This is a genomic window from Streptomyces sp. NPDC027962 (assembly GCF_055566095.1).
In genome coordinates, this window is sequence record NZ_JBVHTA010000049.1 from 38,385 (window position 1) to 59,038 (window position 20,654).

Here is a 20,654-nt window from a genome sequence, read left to right on the forward strand (position 1 = left end):
CAGACATGCAGAGGATCGGGTGTCCAGCGGGAGAAGGGCGGGTGGGGGGAGCCGGGGGTGACCGCCACACGGCGGTCACCCCCGGCTCCTGCACGTCCCCTCCCCCGACGGCCCGCGAGCCCCGCCCGAAAGCCCGCGCATCCCGACCGGCCGGCCCCCGAACCCGTCGGCCGCCGGTGCGTCCGTCGCACGGGTTCTCATCGGACAGCCGTCCACCACTCACCGTCGACGTGGCAGCAGAGCTGCCTCCCCCGGCCTCCGCGGAGCGCAGCGCGCTCGTCGCAGAGGTCGCGAAGCGCGTCCTCGCCCTCGGCGAGGGCCGTCTCACACCCGGTGCCGCACCCACACGTTCGGCTCCACATACACGCCGTACCCCCGCTCGGCCTCGCAGTGCACGGGCACCAGTGCGCCCGGCACCTCGACCTGGCCCGTCGTGTCGAACGCAAGCCCCGTCCACGTGCGCCACCGGTCCAGGGACCCGGTGACCGTCATCGACGTCGGCGCCACCTTCTCGATGACGCCACCGGCCCGCACGTGGACCCGCAGCCACGGGTCGTGCGGCAGGCCGTCCGCCTCGCGGGTGCGGTACGCGTACTCGTCGATCAACGTCAGTGGTTCCGCGCTCTTGGCGCTCGGCCGCACCGGCGCGATCAGCTCGTCGAAGCCGAGCCGACGCACGTTGTCGCGCATCGCGGCCAGCAGCAGTCCCGAAATCCCCTGCCCCTGCCGGTCGGTGGCCACGGTGATCTCGATCGCGCTGACGACGTCCGGCTTGCGGCCGAGCCGCAGGTCGGAGAACGCCCACAGCATGACCTGGTCCCAACCGCCCGCGGGCAACTCCCTGCGCCCGTCCAGGTCCATGGCCAGCGGCACACTGAACGCCCGCCCCACGACTTCGCCGTCGCCGTCGGTGGCCACCAGCACGTACTCGGGCAGCTCCCCGACGATCCGCCCGATGTAGGCCCACGCGATCGGATCGTGGGTCACGAACTCCACCCAGGTGTCCAGCATCTGCCACATGGGACCCTGCAGTTCGGGCCGCTCGGCGAGTGTCGTGATCTCTATGTCCATGGCGGCAGGCTAACCACCTGCCGCCGTGATCCCCACTGGTTTGGCACCGGTGACCGACCCATGGAGCGGTCGGCTCGCGTCACCATCCCGTCGCCTCGCGCCGACGTCAGGCTCCACCGGTATCTGCGCAGCGAAGCACGCCAGCGTCCAGAGCCGGCCGGTTCGGCCGCCTTCGTGCGGGCCGGTTCGGCCGGTCCGGTCAGCAGACCCCGTCGTTCATCCGCATCACTCTTCCCCCCGCTGCCCGGCCCCCTCCGGCGACCCGACGCCAGATCAGCCTCCGCACTGCGTCAGCATCGTCCGCTTGTCGGCGGCCGTCACCGGGAGTTCGTACTTCACCGCGACCTGGGCGAAGCGCACCGCGTAGGCGCAGCGGATCGGCTTGCTCGGGGGGAGCCAGGAGGCGGGGCCCGAGTCGCCCTTGGCGCTGTTGGCGCGGCCCTCGACCGGGAGCAGGTTCAGCGGATCGTTGGCCAGTTGCCGTCGCTTGGCGTCGTCCCAACGGGACGCGCCCATCTGCCAGCTGTACGACAGGGGCACGACGTGGTCTATCTGCACCTCTGCGGCGTCCCGTTTGCGCCACTCGATCGTTTCGCCGGTGTACGGGTCGTGGATGGTCATTTCCACGACGACGCAGTCGGAGCCCGATCGGAAGGCCAGGTCCAGGCCGTCCCGGGCGAGCAGGTCGTTCCTGGTGTCGCAGCCGTTCCTCGCCAGCGGCACACCGTCCGCCGTGTCCATCCAGGCGTAGCCGAACTCGTCCCGGTCGTAACCGGTCTTCGGGCCACGTCCCTTGGTGGTCACCCGCCCGATCAGTTCGCGGGCCTCGGTCTTCTCCTCCTCGGCGGCGAGAGGAGCGAGTCCGGGTTCGGTGCCGCGGGGATTGGTGAGCGGGCTCGTGCCGGTGTCCGCAGCGGTCGGGGGCGGTTTGGCGTCCCCCTCGAGGCCGATGCCGTCGCAACCGGTGAGCATCACCCCCGTGAGCAGCGCTGCTGTCGCTCCTCGCCCGACCACCCCACGTCTGTTCACGGTCCGTACGGTACTGCCGTCCTCAGACCTTGCCGATACCGAGGGTGTTCTGCGCAGGCAGCAGCCCGGTGCCGAGCATCGCGACCCAGTACGCGCCGAGGAGCTCGGACAGGCGGTCCGTGTCGGCCGGGCCGAGCGCGGCCCAAGGGGCGGCTGCCATCTCGTCCGTACGCCGTTCGATGTCGGCGCGCAGTTCCCGGCCGGCGGCACTCGCCGTGCCGTCGGCCTCCAACAGGCCGCGCTGTGCGAGCCGTTCGCGTGCGGCCGTCCACTCCGCCTCGCTCCAGCCACGGCTCGCGAAGGTCTCGACGGGGGCCGCACCGATGGCGGCGAAGGAGACGAGGGCCTCGACGGGGTCGAGCCCGGAGGTCAGGAGCGCGGCGATGTGACCGTCCCCGCGGTGCTCGCGCAGTCGGGTGGCCGCCTGCCACAGAACGACATGTGGTTCGTCCGCCCAGTCCAGCGCGGCGTGGGCGGCGGCGAGCGGGCGCCCGGCCACGTCGGCGCCCTCGGCCGCACGGCGGGCGAGCGCAGCGGCCTCCGCCAGCTCCTTCGACGCGGCCGCCGCCCCGAGCACGTCCCGGTATGTCCGGTCGGCGGCGCGCAGCCTGGCGGCGATCACGTCCTTCGGCGCAGCAACCCGCCATGCGTCCGGTACGTACGCGCGCACCATCGCGGGACTGAAGCTGTAGAACGCCGAGCCGACCTGCGTCGCTCCGGCCTCTCCGAGCGGCGCGGCCCGCCAGGCGAAGTAGCTGGGCCAGCGCTCGTCGGTTCGGTAGCCGAGCGCCGCGGCCTCCTCGAAGGCCTGCGGCGCGTAGTAGAGCACGGCGTGCAGTGGTTCGAGCAGATGCCACATCTGCCGTACGCGTCCGAGTTCGTCGGCCATGTCCGCCTCCCCGTCATGTGCTGTGGGCGGTGCAGCCAGCTGCCCCACCTCGGATCTAGTCACTGACCAGATTGCGCGCCGATCCACAACTTGTCAATGACAAGATTCTGCGTAGCCTGAAGTCATGAGCACCAGCCGCACGTACCACCACGGCGATCTACGGCAGGCGGTCATGTCCGCGGCACTCGACGTCATTCGCGCCGAAGGCCCCTCCGCCCTGAGCCTGCGCGATCTGGCCCGCCGCGCGGGCGTCTCCCACGCGGCCCCCGCCCACCACTTCAAGGACCGGGCCGGCCTGCTGACCGCCATCGCCACGGAGGGCTACGACCTGCTGGCCGACGCCCTCTCGGAGGCCCCCGGCCTGCGGGAGCGGGGGGTTGCGTACGTACGGTTCGCGATCGCCCATCCGGCGCACTTCCAAGTCATGTTCCAACCCGACCTGCACCGGTGCGACGATCCCCGGCTGACGGCGGCCAAGGAGCGCGCCTCGGCCGAACTGCGCGCGGGCGTGACCTCCCTGGTCTCGGCCTCGACCTCCGCCTCGGCCTCGGAACCGGCCCCTGACCCGCACACCGCCGGGATCGCGGCCTGGTCCCTGGCCCACGGCTTCGCGACCCTGCTCCTGACCCACAACCTGAACGGTCCGGCGGGCGACCGTGACCCCGCCGAGGCCTTCCGTTCCATCGCCGGGCTGCTGTTCGCGTCCACCGATCCTCAAGAAGCCGGGGAATAGCGGAAGTCGGGCGCCGCTTGATCCATGCGCGTGCACGCGTTGATCAAGACGGGTATCGGAAGAAGGACAAGGGGCGGAACACATGGCTTCCACGAACTCCCTACGGCGCACGGGCATCGCCCTGCTGGCCGCGACCACACTCGTCGCGCTGCCGGTCGCCGGCACGGAGGGGCTCACCGGGACTTCACGGGCCGAGGCGGCAGAGAGCGGCAGCGGCGCGTGGCGGGGCGGCTGGGCCGCCTCGCCGCAGCCGCCGACCGCGCCGTTCGGCCCGAACTGGTCAGAGCAGGGCTTCTCCGACCACACGGTCCGGCAAGTGGTGCGGGTGAGCACAGGCGGCACCAAGGCCCGGATCGAGCTGTCCAACCGGTACGGGAAGACACCCCTGCGGATCACCGGCGCGACGGTCGCACTCACCGACGAGGGCGCGTCCGTGAAGGCCGGTTCCGTGCGCCGGCTGTCCTTCGGCCACGGCGGGTCCGTGACCGTTGCGCCCGGGGGCAAGGTCTACAGCGACGGCGTGCCGTTCGAGGTCAGGGCCCTGCAGTCGGTGACCGTCACGCTGTACCTGGCGGAGCCGACCGGACCTGCGACCTTCCACTCCTTCGCCTCCGCCACCAGCTACCGGGCGAGCGGGGACCACCGGTCCGACCGGGACGGGACGGCGTTCAAGGAGTCCAGCGACTCCTGGTTCTTCCTCTCCGGCGTCGAGGTGAGCGGCGGCACGGCCGCCCGCCGGGACGGCATCGTCACCTTCGGCGACTCCATCACCGACGGCGTCGGCTCCGGCCTGAACGCAGACAACCGCTACCCGGACGAGCTGGCCGAGCGCTTCGCCGCCGCCGGAAAGCCGCGCAGCGTCCTCAACCACGGTATCGGCGGCAACCAGGTCACCAACGACACGGTCTGGGCCGGGGAGAAGGGCATCAGCCGCTTCAAGCTCGACGCGTTGAGCGAGCCGAACGTCGGCACGGTCATCGTGCTCGAAGGCATCAACGACTTCGGCGGTGACGGCTGGCAGGACTTCCCCGGCGGGCCCACGCCCGAAGTGTCCGTCGAGCGGCTGATCGAGGGCCACCGCTCGCTGATCCGCCAGGCACACGCCAAGGGCCTCACGGTGATCGGCGCGACGCTGACCCCGGTCAAGGGGTCCATCTACGACACCCCGGTCATCGAGGCCGAGCGCGAGGCGTTCAACCACTGGATCCGTACGTCCGGCGAGTACGACGCCGTGGTCGACTTCGACCGTGCCGTCGCCGACCCCGCCGACCCGGACCGCATCCTTCCCGCGTACGACTCGGGCGACCACCTGCACCCGGGTGATGAGGGGTACCGCGCGATGGCCGAGGCTCTGGACCTCGACGCGCTGTAACGGTGCTGTGAGACGACCGAGCGCCGGTGGCCGTGAGCCGGCCGTGCCCGTGAAGAACGGGCACGGCCGGTACGGCCGCCTCGCCTACGAGCCGAGGATCGTCGTCAGGAACTCCCCCGTCCACGCCAGCAGTTCCCGGCCCACCACCGGCTTGCCGCCGATCTTGCCCGTCGTCGGGCGCGGGACCATGATCTGGTGGGCGGCCGGCTTGATGACCGTGCGCGGGTAGAGGCGCTTGAGGCGCAGCTCCTGGGATTCGCGCAGTTCCACCGGGGCGAACCGGATGTTGGGACCCTGGAGCACGATCTCGCCGACGCCGCACGCGCGCGCCAGCATCCGCAGCCCCGCCACCAGCAGCAGGTTCTCGACGGGCTCCGGGAGCTTGCCGTAGCGGTCGGTGAGCTCCTCGCGGACCGCCTTGATGTCCTCCTCCGTGGTGGCGGAGGCGATCGCCCGGTACGCCTGGAGGCGCAGCCGCTCGCCCGGGGCGTAGTCGTGCGGGACGTGCGCGTCGACGGGGAGTTCGATCTTGACCTCGAGCGGGGGCTCCTCCTCCACGCCGCCTTCCAGCGAGGCGCGGTAGTCGGCGACCGCCTCGCCGACCATGCGGACGTACAGGTCGAAACCGACGCCCGCGATGTGGCCGGACTGCTCGCCGCCGAGGAGGTTTCCCGCGCCACGGATCTCGAGGTCCTTCATCGCGACGTACATACCGGCGCCCATCTCCGTGTGCTGGGCGATGGTCGCGAGCCGCTCGTGGGCCGTCTCCGTGAGCGGCTTCTCCGGGGGGTACAGGAAGTACGCGTAGCCGCGCTCGCGGCCACGGCCGACGCGGCCGCGCAGCTGGTGCAGCTGCGAGAGGCCGAAGTTGTCGCCGCGTTCGACGATGAGGGTGTTGGCGTTGGAGATGTCGATGCCGGACTCGACGATCGTCGTGGAGACCAGTACGTCGAACTTCTTCTCCCAGAAGTCGACGACGACCTGCTCCAGCGCGGACTCCGACATCTGGCCGTGGGCCGTGGCGATACGCGCCTCGGGCACGATGTCCCGCAGCCGTGCCGCCGCCCTGTCGATCGACTCGACGCGGTTGTGGATGTAGAAGACCTGTCCCTCGCGCAGCAGTTCACGCCGGACGGCCGCGCCGATCTGCTTCTCCTCGTACGGGCCGACGAAGGTCAGCACCGGGTGCCGCTCCTCCGGCGGGGTGGTGATCGTGGACATCTCGCGGATGCCGGTCACCGCCATCTCCAACGTACGGGGAATGGGGGTTGCGGACATGGTGAGGACGTCGACGTTGGCCCGCAGCTTCTTCAGCTGCTCCTTGTGCTCGACGCCGAAGCGCTGCTCCTCGTCGACGACGACCAGGCCCAGGTCCTTGAACTTGGTCTCGGAGGAGAACAGCCGGTGCGTGCCGATGACGATGTCGACGGACCCGTCGCGCAGGCCCTCCAGTGTCGCCTTCGCGTCGGCGTCCGACTGGAAACGGGACAATGCCCTTGTGGCGACGGGGAACTGGGAGTAGCGCTCGGTGAACGTGCCGAAGTGCTGCTGCACGAGGAGTGTCGTCGGGACGAGGACGGCGACCTGCTTGCCGTCCTGGACCGCCTTGAAGGCCGCACGGACCGCGATCTCCGTCTTGCCGTAGCCGACGTCGCCGCAGATCAGCCGGTCCATGGGGACTGTCTTCTCCATGTCCTCCTTGACCTCCGCGATCGTGGAGAGCTGGTCGGGCGTCTCCACGTAGGCGAAGGCGTCCTCCAGTTCACGCTGCCACGGAGTGTCGGGGCCGAAGGCGTGGCCGGGGGCCGCCATCCGCGCCGAGTACAGCCTGATCAGGTCGGCGGCGATCTCCTTGACGGCCTTCTTCGCGCGCGCCTTCGTCTTCGTCCAGTCGGCGCCGCCGAGCCGGTGCAGTGTCGGCGCCTCGCCTCCCACGTACTTGGTGACCTGCTCGAGCTGGTCGGTGGGGATGTAGAGCCGGTCGCCGGGCTGACCGCGCTTGGCGGGGGCGTACTCGACGAGGAGGTACTCACGGGTGGCGCCCTGGACGGTGCGCTGCACCATCTCGATGTAGCGGCCGACGCCGTGCTGCTCGTGGACGATGTAGTCACCGACCTCGAGGGTCAGCGGGTCGATGGTCTTGCGGCGCCGGGTGGGCATCCGCTGACCGTCCTTGCCGGCGGCCCTCTGGCCTGTCAGGTCGGTCTCCGTGAGGACCGCCAGCCTGAGCGCCGGGTCGACGAAGCCGTACTCGATCGAGCCGCAGGCGACATGGACGAGGGACGGGGTGATGTCGGCCAGGTCGGCGTCGAGGCGGGCCGCGATGCCCTCGCCGCCGAGCACCTCGACGGTGCGGGAGGCGGGGCCGTGCGCCTCGGTGACGAACACGGTGCGCCAGCCGTCGGCGAGCCAGCCCTTGGTGTCGGCGAGCGCGCGGGCGGTGTCGCCGCGGTACGTCTCCGGGGCGCGCATGCCCAGCTTGAGGGTGTCGTCCTCGAGGTCGGAGGCGTCCGCCGCGAACGGGGAGACGGACCACCACATCATGCCGAGCTCGCTCGCCCGGTCCCGTACGTCCGCGATGCCCCACAGCGAGGCCGCGCCGACGTCGATCGGCGCCTCTCCGCCGCCCGCCGTCGCCGCCCACGACGCCTGCAGGAACTCCTGGCTGGTGGCGACCAGGTCCGCGGCGCGCGTGCGCACCCGCTCCGGGTCGCACACCACGGCCATGGAGCCCTTCGGCAGGACGTCCAGAAGCAGCTCCATGTCGTCGACGAGGACCGGGGCGAGGGACTCCATGCCCTCGACCGCGATGCCCTCGGCGATCCTGCCGAGCAGTTCGCCCAGCTCGGGGTGGGCCTGCGCGAGGGCGGCCGCCCGCTGCCGCACGTCGTCGGTCAGCAGCAGCTCGCGGCACGGCGGGGCCCACAGGCCGTGCTCGGCGACCTCCAGGGAGCGCTGGTCGGCGACCTTGAAGTAACGGATCTCCTCGACGTCGTCGCCCCAGAACTCCACCCGGAGCGGGTGCTCCTCGGTCGGCGGGAAGACATCGAGGATGCCGCCGCGGACCGCGAACTCGCCGCGCTTCTCGACCAGTTCGACGCGGGAGTAGGCGGCGGCCGCGAGGCCTTCCACGACCTCGTTCAGATCGGCCTGCCGCCCGGTGCGCAGTGCCACGGGCTCCAGGTCGCCGAGGCCCTTGACCTGCGGCTGCAGCACGGACCTGACGGGCGCGACGACGACGCTGACCGGCCCGGCGGCCGGGTCGTCGGGCGACGGGTGCGCGAGGCGGCGCAGGACGGCGAGGCGGCGGCCGACGGTGTCGGAGCGGGGCGAGAGCCGCTCGTGCGGCAGCGTCTCCCACGACGGGTACTCGACGACGCCCTCTTCGGGCAGCAGCGAGCGCAGCGCCGCGGCCAGGTCCTCCGCCTCCCGGCCGGTGGCGGTGACGGCCAGCACGGGGCGGCCCGCGTCTCGGGCGAGGGCGGCCACGGCGAAGGGCCGCGCGGCGGGCGGCCCCACCAGATCCACGTGCATCCGGTGGCCCTCCCCGGCCGCCCTGACCGCTTCGGCGAGCGCCGGGTCACGTACGACGGCATCGAGCAGACCGTGCAGGCTCATGTAGGACATCCATCCGGGAAAGCAGCGGGGGGTGGACAACGCGAAGGGCCCGACACGTCTGGGGTCCCCCATGTCGAAGACCAGGGGAGGGCCGGGGGTCTCCAGCCTACGACGTGGGTGTGTCACCGGCGCGAGGTACCGAGGCCACTCCGGAGAGTGAAATGGCTGACTGGTATGCCGGACCCCGTACGCGAGTGACGGCCCCGGATGTCCATGGCGGACATCCGGGGCCGTTCGCAGTGCGGGCGGGACCGGACCCCCGTACCGGCCCGCCCGCGGGCGCTACTCCGTCGCGATCGCGTTCAGCACGTTCATCCGGCCGGCACGGAACGCGGGCACCAGGGCCGCGAGCAGGCCGACGAACGCCGAGCCCACGAAGACCGTGAGGATCGTCGGCCACGGGATCTCCAGGACGCCCAGGCCCTCCAGCGCCAGCAGCTTCTGTGCGGATGTTCCCCAGCCCATGCCCAGGCCGAGGCCGAGCAGCGCTCCGAAGAGGGCGATGACCACGGACTCCAGGCGGATCATGCGGCGCAGCTGACGGCGCGAGAGGCCGATCGCCCGCATCAGGCCGATCTCCCTGGTCCGCTCGACCACCGACAGGGCGAGGGTGTTCACGACGCCCAGCACCGCGACGATGATCGCGAGCGCAAGCAGGCCGTAGACGATGTTCAGCAGCTGGCCGATCTGGTCCTTGAGGTCCTGCTTGAAGTCGGTCTGGTTCTGCACCTTGTACTGCGGGTACTTCGCGAGCGACTTCTTCAGGGCGGCGTACGCCTGTCCCTCCTGGCCGTCGACGGCCTTCGCGAACATGATCATGCTCTCGGGCATCTTCTCGGCGGGGATGTGGCGCGCGGCGGTCGTGATGCTCATGTACATCGCGCCCTTGTCGACGTTGGTGTCGTCGGACGTGATCGCGGCGACCTTCAGTTCGGCGGGGCCGCCGTTCCTGAAGTCGACCTTGATCGTGTCGCCGACCTTCACACCGTGCCGGTCCGCGTAGTCGCTGCCGACGGACATCGCGTCCTTGCCGTAGGCGGCGGACAGTTCGCCGGCCACCGTCTCGCGGCGCAGGTCCTGCGCGTACGTCGGGTCGGCGGCGACCAGCTGCTCGTCCTCCGTCTTCCCGTTGGGCGGGGTGATCTTGGCTGCGACGCCCTTGTACTCGGTGACGTGCTCGAGGCCCGGCGTCTTCTTCAGGGCTTCCTGTGCCTGCGGCACGATCGGCCCCATGGTGGCGGACTGCACGATGAAGTCGGCGCCCACCGACTTGTCCAGCTCTTCCGTGGCCGACGCGACCATGGAGGAGCCGACCACCGACAGGCAGGCCACCAGGGCGAGGCCGATCATCAGGGCGGCGCCGGTCGCTCCCGTACGGCGCGGGTTGCGCAGCGCGTTGCGCTCGGCCAGCCGGCCGACGGGGCCGAACATCCGCAGCACCAGGACGCTGATCACGCGGACCACGGCGCCCGCGAGCAGCGGGCCGATGACGATGAAGCCGATGAGGGACAGGACGACGCCGAGGCCCAGGAACATTGATCCCTCGCTCGCCTTGTCCGCCTGGGTGGCGACCAGCAGCGCGGCCACGCCGCCGACGGTGAGGGCCAGACCGATGCCGCCGCGGATCCAGCCGGCCTTGGAGTCGACCGGCATGCCGGTGTCGCGCAGGGCGGCCATCGGGGAGACCTTGCCTGCCCTGCGTGCGGGGATGTAGGCGGCAAGGACGGTGACGATGATGCCGAGCGTCAGGCCGACGGCCGGGGTCGTCCACTTGACGGTCAGATCGTCGGTGGACAGGTTCATGCCGACGGCGGACATCATCTTCATCAGGCCGACGGCCAGTCCTACACCGGCCGCGACACCGGCGATGGAGCCGACGACGCCGAGCAGGACCGCCTCGACGAGCACCGACCGGTTGACCTGCCGGCGGCTGGAGCCGATGGCCCGCATCAGACCGATCTCGCGGGTGCGCTGGGCGACCAGCATCGAGAAGGTGTTGACGATGAGGAAGATGCCGACGAGTACGGCGACTCCGGCGAAGCCGAGCATCGCGTACTTCATCACCTCGAGGAACGAGCCGACTTCCTCACGGCCGGCGTCCGCCGCTTCCTTCGCGGTCTGCAGCTTGTACGAGCCGCCCAGGGCACCGGCCACGTTCTTCTTGAGCTGCTCGTCGCTCAGGCCGGGCTCCGCGCTCACCAGGATGTTGGTGAACAGCCCTTCCCTGCCGAGCAGTTCGCGCTGGGCGGTGGCGGTGTCGAAGTAGACGACGGCCGCACCGGGGTTGGTGACCTTGAAGTCAACGATGCCGGAGATCTTCGCGGTGAAGTCACCGGTGACGGCGATGGTGCGCAGTTCGTCGCCGAGTTTCAGGTGGTGCTTCTCTGCGGTGTCACCGTCGACCATCACCTCCGTGGGGCCGCGCGGGGCGTGGCCGGAGGCGATCTCCATCGACTTGAGGTCGTTCTGCGTCCAGTTGGCGGCGATCGTCGGGGCGCCGGTCGTGGAACCCATGTTCTTGTTCTCGGAGTTGACGACGGTCACGCTGAGGCTGGCGACCGCGCCCTCGGCGGCTTCGACGCCCTTGACCGACTTCACCTCGTCGACGAGCGAGGCGGGCAGCGATTCGGGCTTGCCCGTCGCCGGGTTCCCTTCGTCGTCGCCGGACCCCTTGGGGCTCACCGTGACGTCGGACGCGGAGACGGCGAAGAGCTTGTCGAAGGTCGTGTTCATGGTGTCGGTGAACACCAGCGTGCCCGACACGAAGGCCACCGACAGGAGCACCGCGACCGCCGAGAGGGCCATCCGTCCCTTGTGCGCGAGGAAGCTGCGCAGGGAGTTCCTGAGCACCGTCATGACGTGCGCCCCCGGGCGTCGAAGTCCTTCATACGGTCGAGGACGGCGTCCGCGGTCGGCCGGAACATCTCGTCGACGATGCGGCCGTCGGCGAGGTAGAGGACGCGGTCGGCGTAGGAGGCTGCGACGGGGTCGTGCGTGACCATCACGATGGTCTGGCCCAGCTCGTCGACGGATCTGCGCAGGAAGCCGAGCACTTCGGCACCGGCCCGCGAGTCCAGGTTTCCGGTCGGCTCGTCACCGAAGATGATCTCCGGGCGGGCGGCGAGGGCCCGAGCCACGGCGACGCGCTGCTGCTGGCCGCCGGACAGCTGCGTCGGCCGGTGCCGCAGCCGCTCCGCCAGGCCGACGGTCTCGACGACCCTGTTCAGCCAGGCGGCGTCCGGCTTGCGTCCGGCGATGTCCATGGGGAGCGTGATGTTCTCCAGGGCGTTCAGCGTGGGCAGCAGGTTGAACGCCTGGAAGATGAAGCCGACCCGGTCCCTGCGAAGCTGTGTGAGCTTCTTGTCCTTGAGGCCCGTGATCTCGGTGTCGTCGAGGTGGATCTGACCGGACGTAACGGTGTCGAGGCCGGCCAGGCAGTGCATCAGGGTCGACTTGCCCGAGCCGGACGGTCCCATGATCGCGGTGAACTGACCGCGGGCGATGTCCACATCGACGTGGTCGAGCGCGACGACGCGGGTCTCACCGGCGCCGTACGCCTTGACGACCTGCCGCGCCCGTGCGGCGACGGCCGTGCGCCCTCCGGTTTCCCCGTGTGCGGGGGTGGTTACAGCCGTGGTCACGGTGGGTCTCCTCAGTTTCGGAAATCAGCGAATGGCGTCGCCGCGGGCACAGGGTCGAGTCTCGCGACGGAAGCGGTCCGGCGCGCTGGTGCGCAGCGCAGTCTTGGTCCGGGGGTTTTCCCCACCCCCGGCCGGTACTGCCTATGAGTGCGGGCTTGCTGCGGGCCTCAGCTGCGGCCGTAAGACCAAGTTAAAGAGCGGGGCCGTGCCTTCTCGTCGTCCGCCGGAACGAACGTCCCCTGGCCAGAAGTAAGGAGAAGCCCCTAGGGGGACTCCACCCCCGGGTGGACCCGCCGTACGACGAGCCTGCACCCTCCCCCTGCGTGAGCCTCAAGTGAGAAGGTGTCCCCCGGAAATAGGTGCATAGGGAAAGGAACTGAGGGCTCATGGGAAGCACCGGCCGTACGGAACGCATGCCCGGAGCCACCGCACCCTCCGCCACGCCCCGGCGGGGCCCGGTTGTCGCCGCCCTGATGCTGGGGATGGCACTCGCCGCGCTCGACGGGACCATCGTCTCGACCGCGGTGCCCCAGATCGTCGGCGACCTCGGCGGCTTCGCCGTCTTCTCCTGGCTGTTCTCCGGCTACCTCCTCGCCGTCACCGTCTCCCTCCCCGTGTACGGCAAGCTCTCCGACACCTTCGGCCGCAAGCCCGTCCTCGTCGCCGGCATCGTGCTGTTCCTCGTCGGCTCGCTGCTGTGCGCCGCCGCCTGGAGCATGGCATCGCTCATCGCCTTCCGCGTCGTGCAGGGCCTCGGCGGCGGGGCGCTGCAGGGCACGGTGCAGACCATCGCCGCGGACCTCTACCCGCTGAAGGAGCGCCCCAGAATCCAGGCGAGACTGTCCACGGTGTGGGCGACTTCGGCGGTCGCCGGGCCGGCGGTCGGCGGGCTGCTCGCCGCGTACGCCGACTGGCGCTGGATCTTCCTCATCAATCTGCCGGTCGGCGCCGTCGCGCTCTTCCTCGTCGTGCGCCACTTCGTCGAACCGGCCCGTCCCGCACCGGCCGCCCGCCCCCGCGTCGACTGGGCGGGCGCCCTGTGCGTCTTCGCGGCAGGCGTCCTGCTGCTCACCGCTCTCGTCCAGGGCGGCGTCGCCTGGCCCTGGCTCTCCGCGCCGTCGCTGGCGCTGCTCGGCGGCAGTGCGGTGCTCGTCGCCGTCACCGTCGTCGTCGAACGCCGCGCCGCGGAACCGATCATTCCCGGCTGGGTCTGGCGCCGCCGGACCATCGCCGCGGTCAACCTCGCGCTGGGCGCGCTGGGTCTGCTGATGGTGGCGCCGACCGTCTTCCTGCCCACCTACGCCCAGTCCGTGCTGGGCCTCGGCCCGATCGCCGCCGGTTTCGTGCTGTCGGTGATGACCCTGAGCTGGCCGGTCAGCGCCGCCCTGTCCGACCGCGTCTACACCCGCATCGGCTTCCGGTGGACCGCGATCACCGGGATCGGTCTGGCGCTGCTGACACTGCTGGCGTTCCCGCTGCTCCCGTTCCCCGGCGAACCGTGGCAGCCGGCCCTCATCATGCTGCTGCTCGGGGCCGCGCTCGGCCTGTTCCAGCTCCCCCTGATCGTGGGCGTCCAGTCCACCGTCGGCTGGTCGGAACGCGGCACCACCACCGCGTCCGTCCTCTTCTGCCGCCAGGTCGGCCAGTCCCTGGGAGCAGCCCTCTTCGGCGCGGTCGCCAACGCCGTCCTGGTCTCCCGCCTCGGCGGGGGGAGCCTCGACTCGGTCTCCCACGCCCTGGAGAACCCGGCCGCCCTCACCGCCTCGGCCACCGAGCAGCTGCGCCGCGCGGTGGACGCGGCGGTCGACCACGTCTATCTCGGGGCGGCGGCCGCGGCCGGACTCGCCCTGCTGGTGCTGCTGTTCGTCGCACCGAGGCGCTTTCCGGTCCGGTCGGACGAGGGCTGACGCTTGTGCGTCAGCGGTGCTCGAACCACCCCGCCCCGGCCGCGCGTACGAAGCGGTTCAGCGCTTCGGGGCGTGTGGCCACGAGCACATCCGGCACCTTGCTGTCACGGAGGCGGACGGTGCCGTCGGGGGCGAGGGCGACGCAGACGCAATTGGCCGCCTCGGCACTGTAAGAGGACTTCCGCCAAGCAAGTTCCGGCACGGGGCAGACCTTTCAGATCTCTTTGGCGATGCGGTGGATGAATGCCCGGGAATCCGCCTCGGACAGCGCCTGCGACTCCATCCGGTCCAGCACTGATCGATAGCGGGCCAACTGGGCCTCGGCGTCCAGGAAATCGCATCCGTGGTCGGTGTCCAGCACCACGGTGTCGAGCTGTGGCACGGGTCCTGAGGCGTAGGTGATCGGCTGTCCGGACGCCGGGAACGACACCTCACCGAAGGGCAGGACCAGAAGCTTCACGTTCTCGTGGTCGGAGGCGTCGAGCAGGGCGCTGAGCTGCTCGCGGGCGACCTCCGGCCCTCCGTAACCCATACGCAGGGCCGCTTCGTGCACGAGGGCGGTGTACGGGGTCGGGGTGCCCTCGAACAGCACCGCCTGCCGCTTGACGCGGTACGAGACACGGTGCTCGATCTCGTACGGTCGCAGACGCGGCATGCTCTCGGCCATCACCGCACGGGCGTGCGCGGCGGTCTGGAGCAATCCAGGCACATGAATCACCACAGCGACACGCAGGCTGTGGGCGTGATGCTCCATCTCGGCCAGATCGAGCAGGCCGGGGGCGAGACGGTCCGCGTAGTCGTCCCACCAGCCCCTCGCTCGGCTGCCGGTCATGGTGGCCAGAGCCTCGACGTAATCCTCCTCGTCACACGCGTAGTTGTGTGCCAAGGCGCGTACGCGTTCGGCACTCACCGCGTATCGCCCCGCCTCGATGTTGCTGATGCGGGACTGCGGTCCGCCCAGCAGCCCTGCCGCCTCGGTCGACGTGAGGCCCGCGCGTTCTCGCAGCTTCCTCAGCTCGGCACCGAGCCGCTGCTGGCGCAGGGTCAGGGATGTACGGGCCGCCATCACAACCTCTTTCCAGGGGTCACCCACACGGATGGAGTTGTAAGGCCTTCTCGATTTTCATGTAAGACCTTACAAGTCTCCGCGCTACGGTGTTACTCAAGCCACTCGGACCGGCGCCTGCCGACAAGCCGGAAGCGCACCGCAACCTCGCGGCACTGCCACCGCACAAGCACGCCCTTCGAGCGATCCAACTCCACCTCCCCGCAGGAGACTTCCGTGGACACCGTATCTCCGCCCACATCTTGGTCGTACGTCCTCCAACTCCCCCACCACCCCTTCGCCGCGCGCGTCGCCCGCCACACCCTCCGCACGGTGCTGGGCGGCCACGGCATGGCCCCATTACTGAACACCGCCGAGCTGCTGGCCTCCGAGCTCGTCACCAACGCCTACCGGTACTCCCACGGGCCGGCGACGCTCCGTCTGCGACACATGGACGGCGGACGGCTCCGCATCAGCGTCTGGGACTCGAACCCGGAGATCCCCGCCCCCTTCGACCGACCGCCGGGGACACTGCCGCCCCACGCCCCACCCGACGCCGCCGGGGGTCGTGGGCTGCGGATCGTCACACGATGCGCCGTCAACTGGGGCGGCTACCCACTCGGGGACGACCTCTTCGGCCGCAGCGGCAAACTGCTGTGGTGCGAACTCGACGACGCATCCGAACCGGCGATCTGAGCGCCCCGCCCACCGACACCCGTGCCGCCGCGGACCACACACGCTCGGCGTCCCGACTACCGCGCAGGCCGTGGCCGTGCATCAGCATCGGACGGTAATGGTCCTCAAATCGGTTCAGCATGGGAGAACGCCAGGGTGCCTCCCGGGCTGAGGCGGCGATGAGCGGTGCGAGCACGTCGGGGTCGTTGAACCAGATGGAGAACACAGCGTCGCACGCAGCTCTGTTCGGCCCGGTTCCGCTCGGAGTCGGGCTCCGGGCAGAAGAGCCCGGCCGGTCGGAGCCGGCCGGGCTTTGGGACGAACGTGTGAGGTCCCTTGTCCTGGATGGTGTCCTCAGGGGGCTCAGTAAGGCGTGTTCCTGAGAAGACGTCAGTGGTGTTGGCCGATGAGTGTGACTCGGTCGTAGTTCCAGCCGGTGGCCGGGTTCCAGCTGCCTGCGGGGCTGTTGAAGGTGCCGTCGGTCTTGGCGGTCCAGGTCCACATCTTCATGCTGCCGTCGGTGTAGTCGTGGATGGCGGCGAGATCGTCGCGGCCGTCGCCGTTGTAGTCACCGGCGACCATTTTCATGGAGTAGTACCAGAACTTTCCGGCCTCGGTGCTCCATGCAGCGGTGGGGTTCTGGAAGGAGCCGTCCTTGGTGCTGAGGCTGGTGAAGGTGTGCAGTCCGTCGTGGCCGTCGACGTAGTCGTACCAGGCGGCTACGTCGTCGCGGCCGTCGCCGTTGAAGTCGCCGGCGTGGATGCCGGTGCGGGCCCAGTCGCCCCAGGTGGTGTTGGTCCAGGACTGGAAGGGTTCCTGGAAGCCGCCGTCCGGCTCGGTCAGCAGGGTCCAGAGCTTGACGGTGGTGTCGCCGTAGTCGTAGAGGGCGGCCATGTCGTCGCGGCCGTCGGCGTCGAAGTCGCCGGTCACGAGCTTGTGCTTGCTGGCGGTCCACCCGGTTTCGGGGCCGGTCCAGGATGCGAACGGTTCGTTGAATCCGCCCTGCGGGTTGGCCGTGAAGGTCCACAGGCGGTCGCGTCCGTCGGCGTAGTCGTACCACACGGCGATGTCGTCGCGTCCGTCTCCGTCGAAGTCGCCGCCGCGGGCCGTCATGCGGTCGAAGTTCCACTGACCGGCGGGCACACTCCACGAGCTGGTGGGGGTGTTGAAGCCGCCGTCGGTCTTGCTGAGCCAGGTGAGCAGCTTCACGCGCCCGTCGTCGTAGCCGTAGAAGGCTGCTACGTCGCCGCGGCCGTCGCCGTTGAAGTCGCCGGTGGTGAACTTCATGTGGTCGACCCAGTACTGGCCGGAGCCGACGCTGAAGGACTTGGCGGGTTCCCCGAAGGTGCCGGTGGTGCCGGAGAGCAGGGTGTGCAGAGCGTCGCCGCCGTCGGCGTAGTCGTACCAGGCAGCCAGGTCGCTGCGGCCGTCGCCGTTGTAGTCGTGGCGCACGACGCTGCCGCTGGACCACAGCGACTGGCCCTTGACGTTGTAGACCACGAGTCCGCCGCGGTCGTGCAGCAGTGCGTAACCCCCGAAGCCCGCGCCGGCGTTGTTGGGACCGGCGGCTGTGGCGGGGATGGCGGTGGACCACAGGCGCTTGGTCTTGGTGGTGTCAGCGGTGCAGGCCGCGAGGTCCGCCGCTGTGTCGGCCATGGCGCAGATGGCGAGGTTGCCGCTGGGCTCCATGACTGCCTTGGCATTCGGGTGGCCGCTGGTGCCGGCCTTCCAGACGACCTTGCCCCCGCCTGCCCCGGAGGTGATGCTCAGTACGCCGTCGTTCATGGTGAGCTTCGCGCCGCGGGAGGTCAGCGACTGGCCGTCGCCCAGGGTGGTGCCCATCGGGATCGATACCGCGTGGGGGAAGCGGGTCTTTTGGATCCACTGGTTGATGTCGTCGAGCCGGGTCTCGACCGCGTTCTTGCGGGTCTCGGTCTCGTTGAAGCAGCCGGCCTGCCAGGAGGTGCTGTGCACGGCGACCAGTTCGACCTGGCCGTTCTTCTCCCGCAGCGCGGGCCCGCCCGCATCGCCCTTGCAGATGGCGCCGCCCGCGCTGGTGATCGCGATGGTGGTGGAGCCGGTGGCGTCCACGGTGAACGCCCCCGCGTGCAGCTTGTTGGGGACCCACTCGTCGTTGGTGCGGCCGTAGCCCACCGTGCGCAGGGCCTCGCCCGCGACCGGAGCGGTGGCGGCGACCGGGACCGGGGTGATGTCGGTGACCGGCTGGGCCAGCTTGGCCATCACCAGATCCCGGTCACTGCGCGGCAGCAGCTCGATGACGTCAACGGTGCGGCCCGTGGTGGTCGACAGATCGGTGCGGCCGATCGTCGCGGTGGTCTTCTTCGCCGGCGCCCCGGCGGCGATCGGAAAGGCCTGCTGCGGGTCGGAGGCGAAGCAGCTGCTGGCGGTGAGGATCCACTGCTTGTCAACCAAGGCACCGGTGCAGGCGCGCTCGCCCCCGATATCGACCTTCGCGGTGAACGCGTATGTCTTGTCAGCAACGGGATCAGCTGCGGCGGCATGCGCCGTAGAGGTGCTGAGAGCGCCGGCCGCTGCTGCGGCAGCCAGCAGTGCTATGCCCCGCACGCGGCGGGAACGTCTTGTGGACACGTGTATTCCTTTAGGCGGGCAGAGGGCGTCTTGAGCCGTGTACTTGGTGACCTCGGCCGTGAGCCGTCTGCCAGAAGGTTCGTCGTTGACTGTGACCGGACCAACTAGCCCGATGCGTCAGCAGGTGGGAATGAACTCGGTGACTCGCTATGGCCAGGTCAGCCAGCAACGCGCAGTTCGAGCAGGACGGAGGGAGCGCCGCCAGAGGCCTCATCTCCTTCGCCAACTGCCGTGTATCTGTCCCTCTGGGCCTCGACGACGGTTTTATTGCCGTCGGCGGTGAGGGTGGCCGTGACTGGGCGCTCCTTGGTCCAGATGCCGTAGGCATCGGGCAGCTCCATGGTCAGGTAGCCGGTTTCCGCGTGCGTCTTGAAACAGAATCCTGCTTTATCCCCTGCGCGGGACTCGACCTTGATGTCCCACGCCTCGGCACACGGAACCAGGGTGATCTGGCCGTCGCCGCGCTTCAGCGTGATCCCGCGGTCTTGGAGGATCTGTTCCGCACCCGGATAGTTGAAGTCTTCGACGGTCGAAGGCATCCCTACTGCCGAGCTCACGGGGGATGCGGTCTGCGGAGCGGCTTGGGCAACGGTCAGCGCTGTGACACCAAGGCAGGCAAGGACGCCGGTCATGCCGATCAGGAGTGCCTTTCGGGCATGCGTTATCGCCATGAGGATCCTTCTGAAGGTAAGCCAGGGGGAAATGTACCCACTTTATGGAGATTCAGTAAAGCATATGTAAGATCCACATGCCCCAACTGCTCCTCGCCAGGCGGCACACGGCTCGTGCAAGCGTCCTGAACTCAAGTCCCTAGTGGCCCAACCCGCGGGATCACCCCCAAAGCGGACACGTGTGCCATGCCTGACCCGGGACGGGCTGCCAGGGCATCGACCCTTTAGCCACAGAAGGAATCTCCAGTGAAGAAAAGATCCAGCCCTACACAAGTAGGGCAACAGGACAGGGGCGCGAGGAGAGGCCGGGCACGAAGTCTTACTCCTCGTAGCATGTGCGCCGCGGTACTGTCTGCCGTGCTGCTGACCGGTTTGCTCGGCACAACTCCTGCACAGGCGTCGGACTCTGCTGTCGATCTGCCTGACATCTCACGCCGTGGGCTGGTCGTGCAGGCCTGGATTGCAGGAGGCCCAGGCGTCAAAGCCGCGGCCGAAGCCGCATTGACCGGCACCGACGCGGACGTGGAGAAGTTCCTCTCCACAGAGAAGGAGCTGGCCCGATACCACGACGACCGAATCGACGTGGTGAACGTCCTCAGCGTTGGTGGTCGCGCGGTCCGCGAGGCCGCGGAGCAGGCTTTGGCCGGCTCCGACGAGGACATGCGCGCGTTCCTCCGAGTGGGTTGGCAGAAGCCCCTGGAAGAGGACCAGCGGGTGCAGGTGACCCAAATCATCAGCTCTGGCGGCCGCGGAGTACAGGAGGAGGGCGCCGCTGCGCTCAATGGGACCCCTGAAGACGTCAGCGACTTCCTGGAGACGGGGCAGTACGAGGCCCGCGAGGTGGACAATCGAGTCCGGGTCACCCAGATCCTGAGTACAGGCGGCCCGGCGACCAGGCAGGCCGCAGAAGTCGCGCTTCAAGGCACCCCAGCGGACGTCGTCGAGTTCCTTGAAGTGGGGCAGTACGTGGCCCGCAACAGGGATCAGGAACGCGCCACCGTTGCCCAGCTCGCCTCCCAGGCCACCCAAGCCGGCGCGCAGGCCGAGCAGTCGACCAAGGCTGCCGAAGAGGCCTCGGCCCGTGCGGTCACAGCGTCGAAGCTGGCCAAGGAGGCAGCCCAGAAGGCGGCAAAGGAAACCGAGGCCGCCCGCAACGATGCGGTGCGTGCCTCTGCCGCGGCGGGCCGGGCCGCCGACGCGGCAAAGGGCGCCGCACGCGCGGCACAGACGGCGATCAGTGCAGCCAATGCGGCCAACGCCGCTGCCCGCTTGGCGGGGGGGGGGGGGGGGGGGGGGGAGAAAAAAAAAGAAAAAAGAAAGAAAAGCGCGACCACCCTCCTCTCTTTTTCTTCCTCCCCCTCCCCCCACGACCCCACAAAAAAAGAGAAAAAAA

Annotated in this window: 15 protein-coding genes; 5 read left to right on the forward strand and 10 right to left on the reverse strand. The window is 69.6% G+C overall.

The window, feature by feature from the left end:
- Nucleotides 1-324: 324 nt before the first annotated feature.
- The 3 genes from ACZ4SA_RS31970 to ACZ4SA_RS31980 all read right to left on the reverse strand — a co-directional run bounded on the left by ACZ4SA_RS31970 (nucleotide 325) and on the right by ACZ4SA_RS31980 (nucleotide 2,989).
- Nucleotides 325-1,071, reverse strand: coding sequence for an N-acetyltransferase (locus ACZ4SA_RS31970; protein WP_468281402.1), 747 nt, complete (start codon nucleotides 1,069-1,071; stop codon nucleotides 325-327).
- A 273-nt stretch (nucleotides 1,072-1,344) separates the two neighbouring features.
- Nucleotides 1,345-2,043, reverse strand: a complete 699-nt coding sequence (locus ACZ4SA_RS31975; RefSeq protein WP_468281419.1) for an HNH endonuclease family protein — start codon at nucleotides 2,041-2,043, stop codon at nucleotides 1,345-1,347.
- A gap of 79 nt (nucleotides 2,044-2,122) precedes the next feature.
- The gene (locus ACZ4SA_RS31980; protein WP_468281403.1) at nucleotides 2,123-2,989 is read right to left on the reverse strand and encodes an SCO6745 family protein; all 867 of its coding nucleotides are present in this window, start codon (nucleotides 2,987-2,989) and stop codon (nucleotides 2,123-2,125) included.
- 124 nt (nucleotides 2,990-3,113) lie between these two features.
- Between ACZ4SA_RS31980 and ACZ4SA_RS31985 the strand changes: the two genes are divergently transcribed.
- Nucleotides 3,114-3,722 carry a TetR/AcrR family transcriptional regulator gene (locus ACZ4SA_RS31985; protein ID WP_468281404.1) on the forward strand — a complete coding sequence of 203 codons (609 nt, stop codon included), beginning with the start codon at nucleotides 3,114-3,116 and terminating at the stop codon, nucleotides 3,720-3,722.
- 82 nt (nucleotides 3,723-3,804) lie between these two features.
- Nucleotides 3,805-5,094 carry an SGNH/GDSL hydrolase family protein gene (locus ACZ4SA_RS31990; protein ID WP_468281405.1) on the forward strand — a complete coding sequence of 430 codons (1,290 nt, stop codon included), beginning with the start codon at nucleotides 3,805-3,807 and terminating at the stop codon, nucleotides 5,092-5,094.
- Between the two features lie 84 nt (nucleotides 5,095-5,178).
- Here the strand turns inward: ACZ4SA_RS31990 and mfd are convergent, their stop codons facing one another.
- The 3 genes from mfd to ACZ4SA_RS32005 all read right to left on the reverse strand — a co-directional run bounded on the left by mfd (nucleotide 5,179) and on the right by ACZ4SA_RS32005 (nucleotide 12,353).
- Nucleotides 5,179-8,712 carry a transcription-repair coupling factor gene (gene mfd, locus ACZ4SA_RS31995; protein ID WP_468281406.1) on the reverse strand — a complete coding sequence of 1,178 codons (3,534 nt, stop codon included), beginning with the start codon at nucleotides 8,710-8,712 and terminating at the stop codon, nucleotides 5,179-5,181.
- Between the two features lie 282 nt (nucleotides 8,713-8,994).
- Nucleotides 8,995-11,568 (reverse strand): ABC transporter permease, encoded by a 2,574-nt coding sequence (locus tag ACZ4SA_RS32000; protein ID WP_468281407.1) that lies wholly within the window; start codon nucleotides 11,566-11,568, stop codon nucleotides 8,995-8,997.
- On the reverse strand, nucleotides 11,565-12,353 hold the full coding sequence (locus ACZ4SA_RS32005) for an ABC transporter ATP-binding protein (RefSeq protein WP_468281408.1): 789 nt from the start codon (nucleotides 12,351-12,353) through the stop codon (nucleotides 11,565-11,567). Before ACZ4SA_RS32005 ends, ACZ4SA_RS32000 begins: the two co-directional genes overlap by 4 nt.
- 386 nt (nucleotides 12,354-12,739) lie before the next feature.
- Here ACZ4SA_RS32005 and ACZ4SA_RS32010 point away from each other — a divergent pair, with 386 nt between their 5' ends.
- On the forward strand, nucleotides 12,740-14,260 hold the full coding sequence (locus ACZ4SA_RS32010) for an MFS transporter (RefSeq protein WP_468281409.1): 1,521 nt from the start codon (nucleotides 12,740-12,742) through the stop codon (nucleotides 14,258-14,260).
- A 10-nt stretch (nucleotides 14,261-14,270) separates the two neighbouring features.
- On the opposite strand, the gene ACZ4SA_RS32015 is transcribed toward ACZ4SA_RS32010, so the two are convergent.
- Both ACZ4SA_RS32015 and ACZ4SA_RS32020 read right to left on the reverse strand, forming a co-directional pair.
- Nucleotides 14,271-14,462, reverse strand: a complete 192-nt coding sequence (locus ACZ4SA_RS32015) for a DUF397 domain-containing protein (protein WP_468281410.1) — start codon at nucleotides 14,460-14,462, stop codon at nucleotides 14,271-14,273.
- A 12-nt stretch (nucleotides 14,463-14,474) separates the two neighbouring features.
- Nucleotides 14,475-15,326, reverse strand: a complete 852-nt coding sequence (locus ACZ4SA_RS32020; protein WP_468281411.1) for a helix-turn-helix domain-containing protein — start codon at nucleotides 15,324-15,326, stop codon at nucleotides 14,475-14,477.
- Between the two features lie 216 nt (nucleotides 15,327-15,542).
- Between ACZ4SA_RS32020 and ACZ4SA_RS32025 the strand changes: the two genes are divergently transcribed.
- Nucleotides 15,543-16,001: an ATP-binding protein gene (locus ACZ4SA_RS32025; RefSeq protein ID WP_468281412.1), complete on the forward strand. Its 459-nt coding sequence runs from the start codon at nucleotides 15,543-15,545 to the stop codon at nucleotides 15,999-16,001.
- A 369-nt stretch (nucleotides 16,002-16,370) separates the two neighbouring features.
- Here ACZ4SA_RS32025 and ACZ4SA_RS32030 read toward each other — a convergent pair whose 3' ends face one another.
- Both ACZ4SA_RS32030 and ACZ4SA_RS32035 read right to left on the reverse strand, forming a co-directional pair.
- Entirely contained in the window at nucleotides 16,371-18,590 is a 2,220-nt protein-coding gene (locus ACZ4SA_RS32030; RefSeq protein ID WP_468281413.1) for an FG-GAP-like repeat-containing protein, read from the reverse strand.
- A gap of 158 nt (nucleotides 18,591-18,748) precedes the next feature.
- Nucleotides 18,749-19,261: a hypothetical protein gene (locus tag ACZ4SA_RS32035; protein WP_468281414.1), complete on the reverse strand. Its 513-nt coding sequence runs from the start codon at nucleotides 19,259-19,261 to the stop codon at nucleotides 18,749-18,751.
- 357 nt (nucleotides 19,262-19,618) lie between these two features.
- Here ACZ4SA_RS32035 and ACZ4SA_RS32040 point away from each other — a divergent pair.
- Nucleotides 19,619-20,654 (forward strand): ALF repeat-containing protein (locus tag ACZ4SA_RS32040; RefSeq protein ID WP_468281415.1); only part of this gene is annotated, 1,036 nt, incomplete at its 3' end.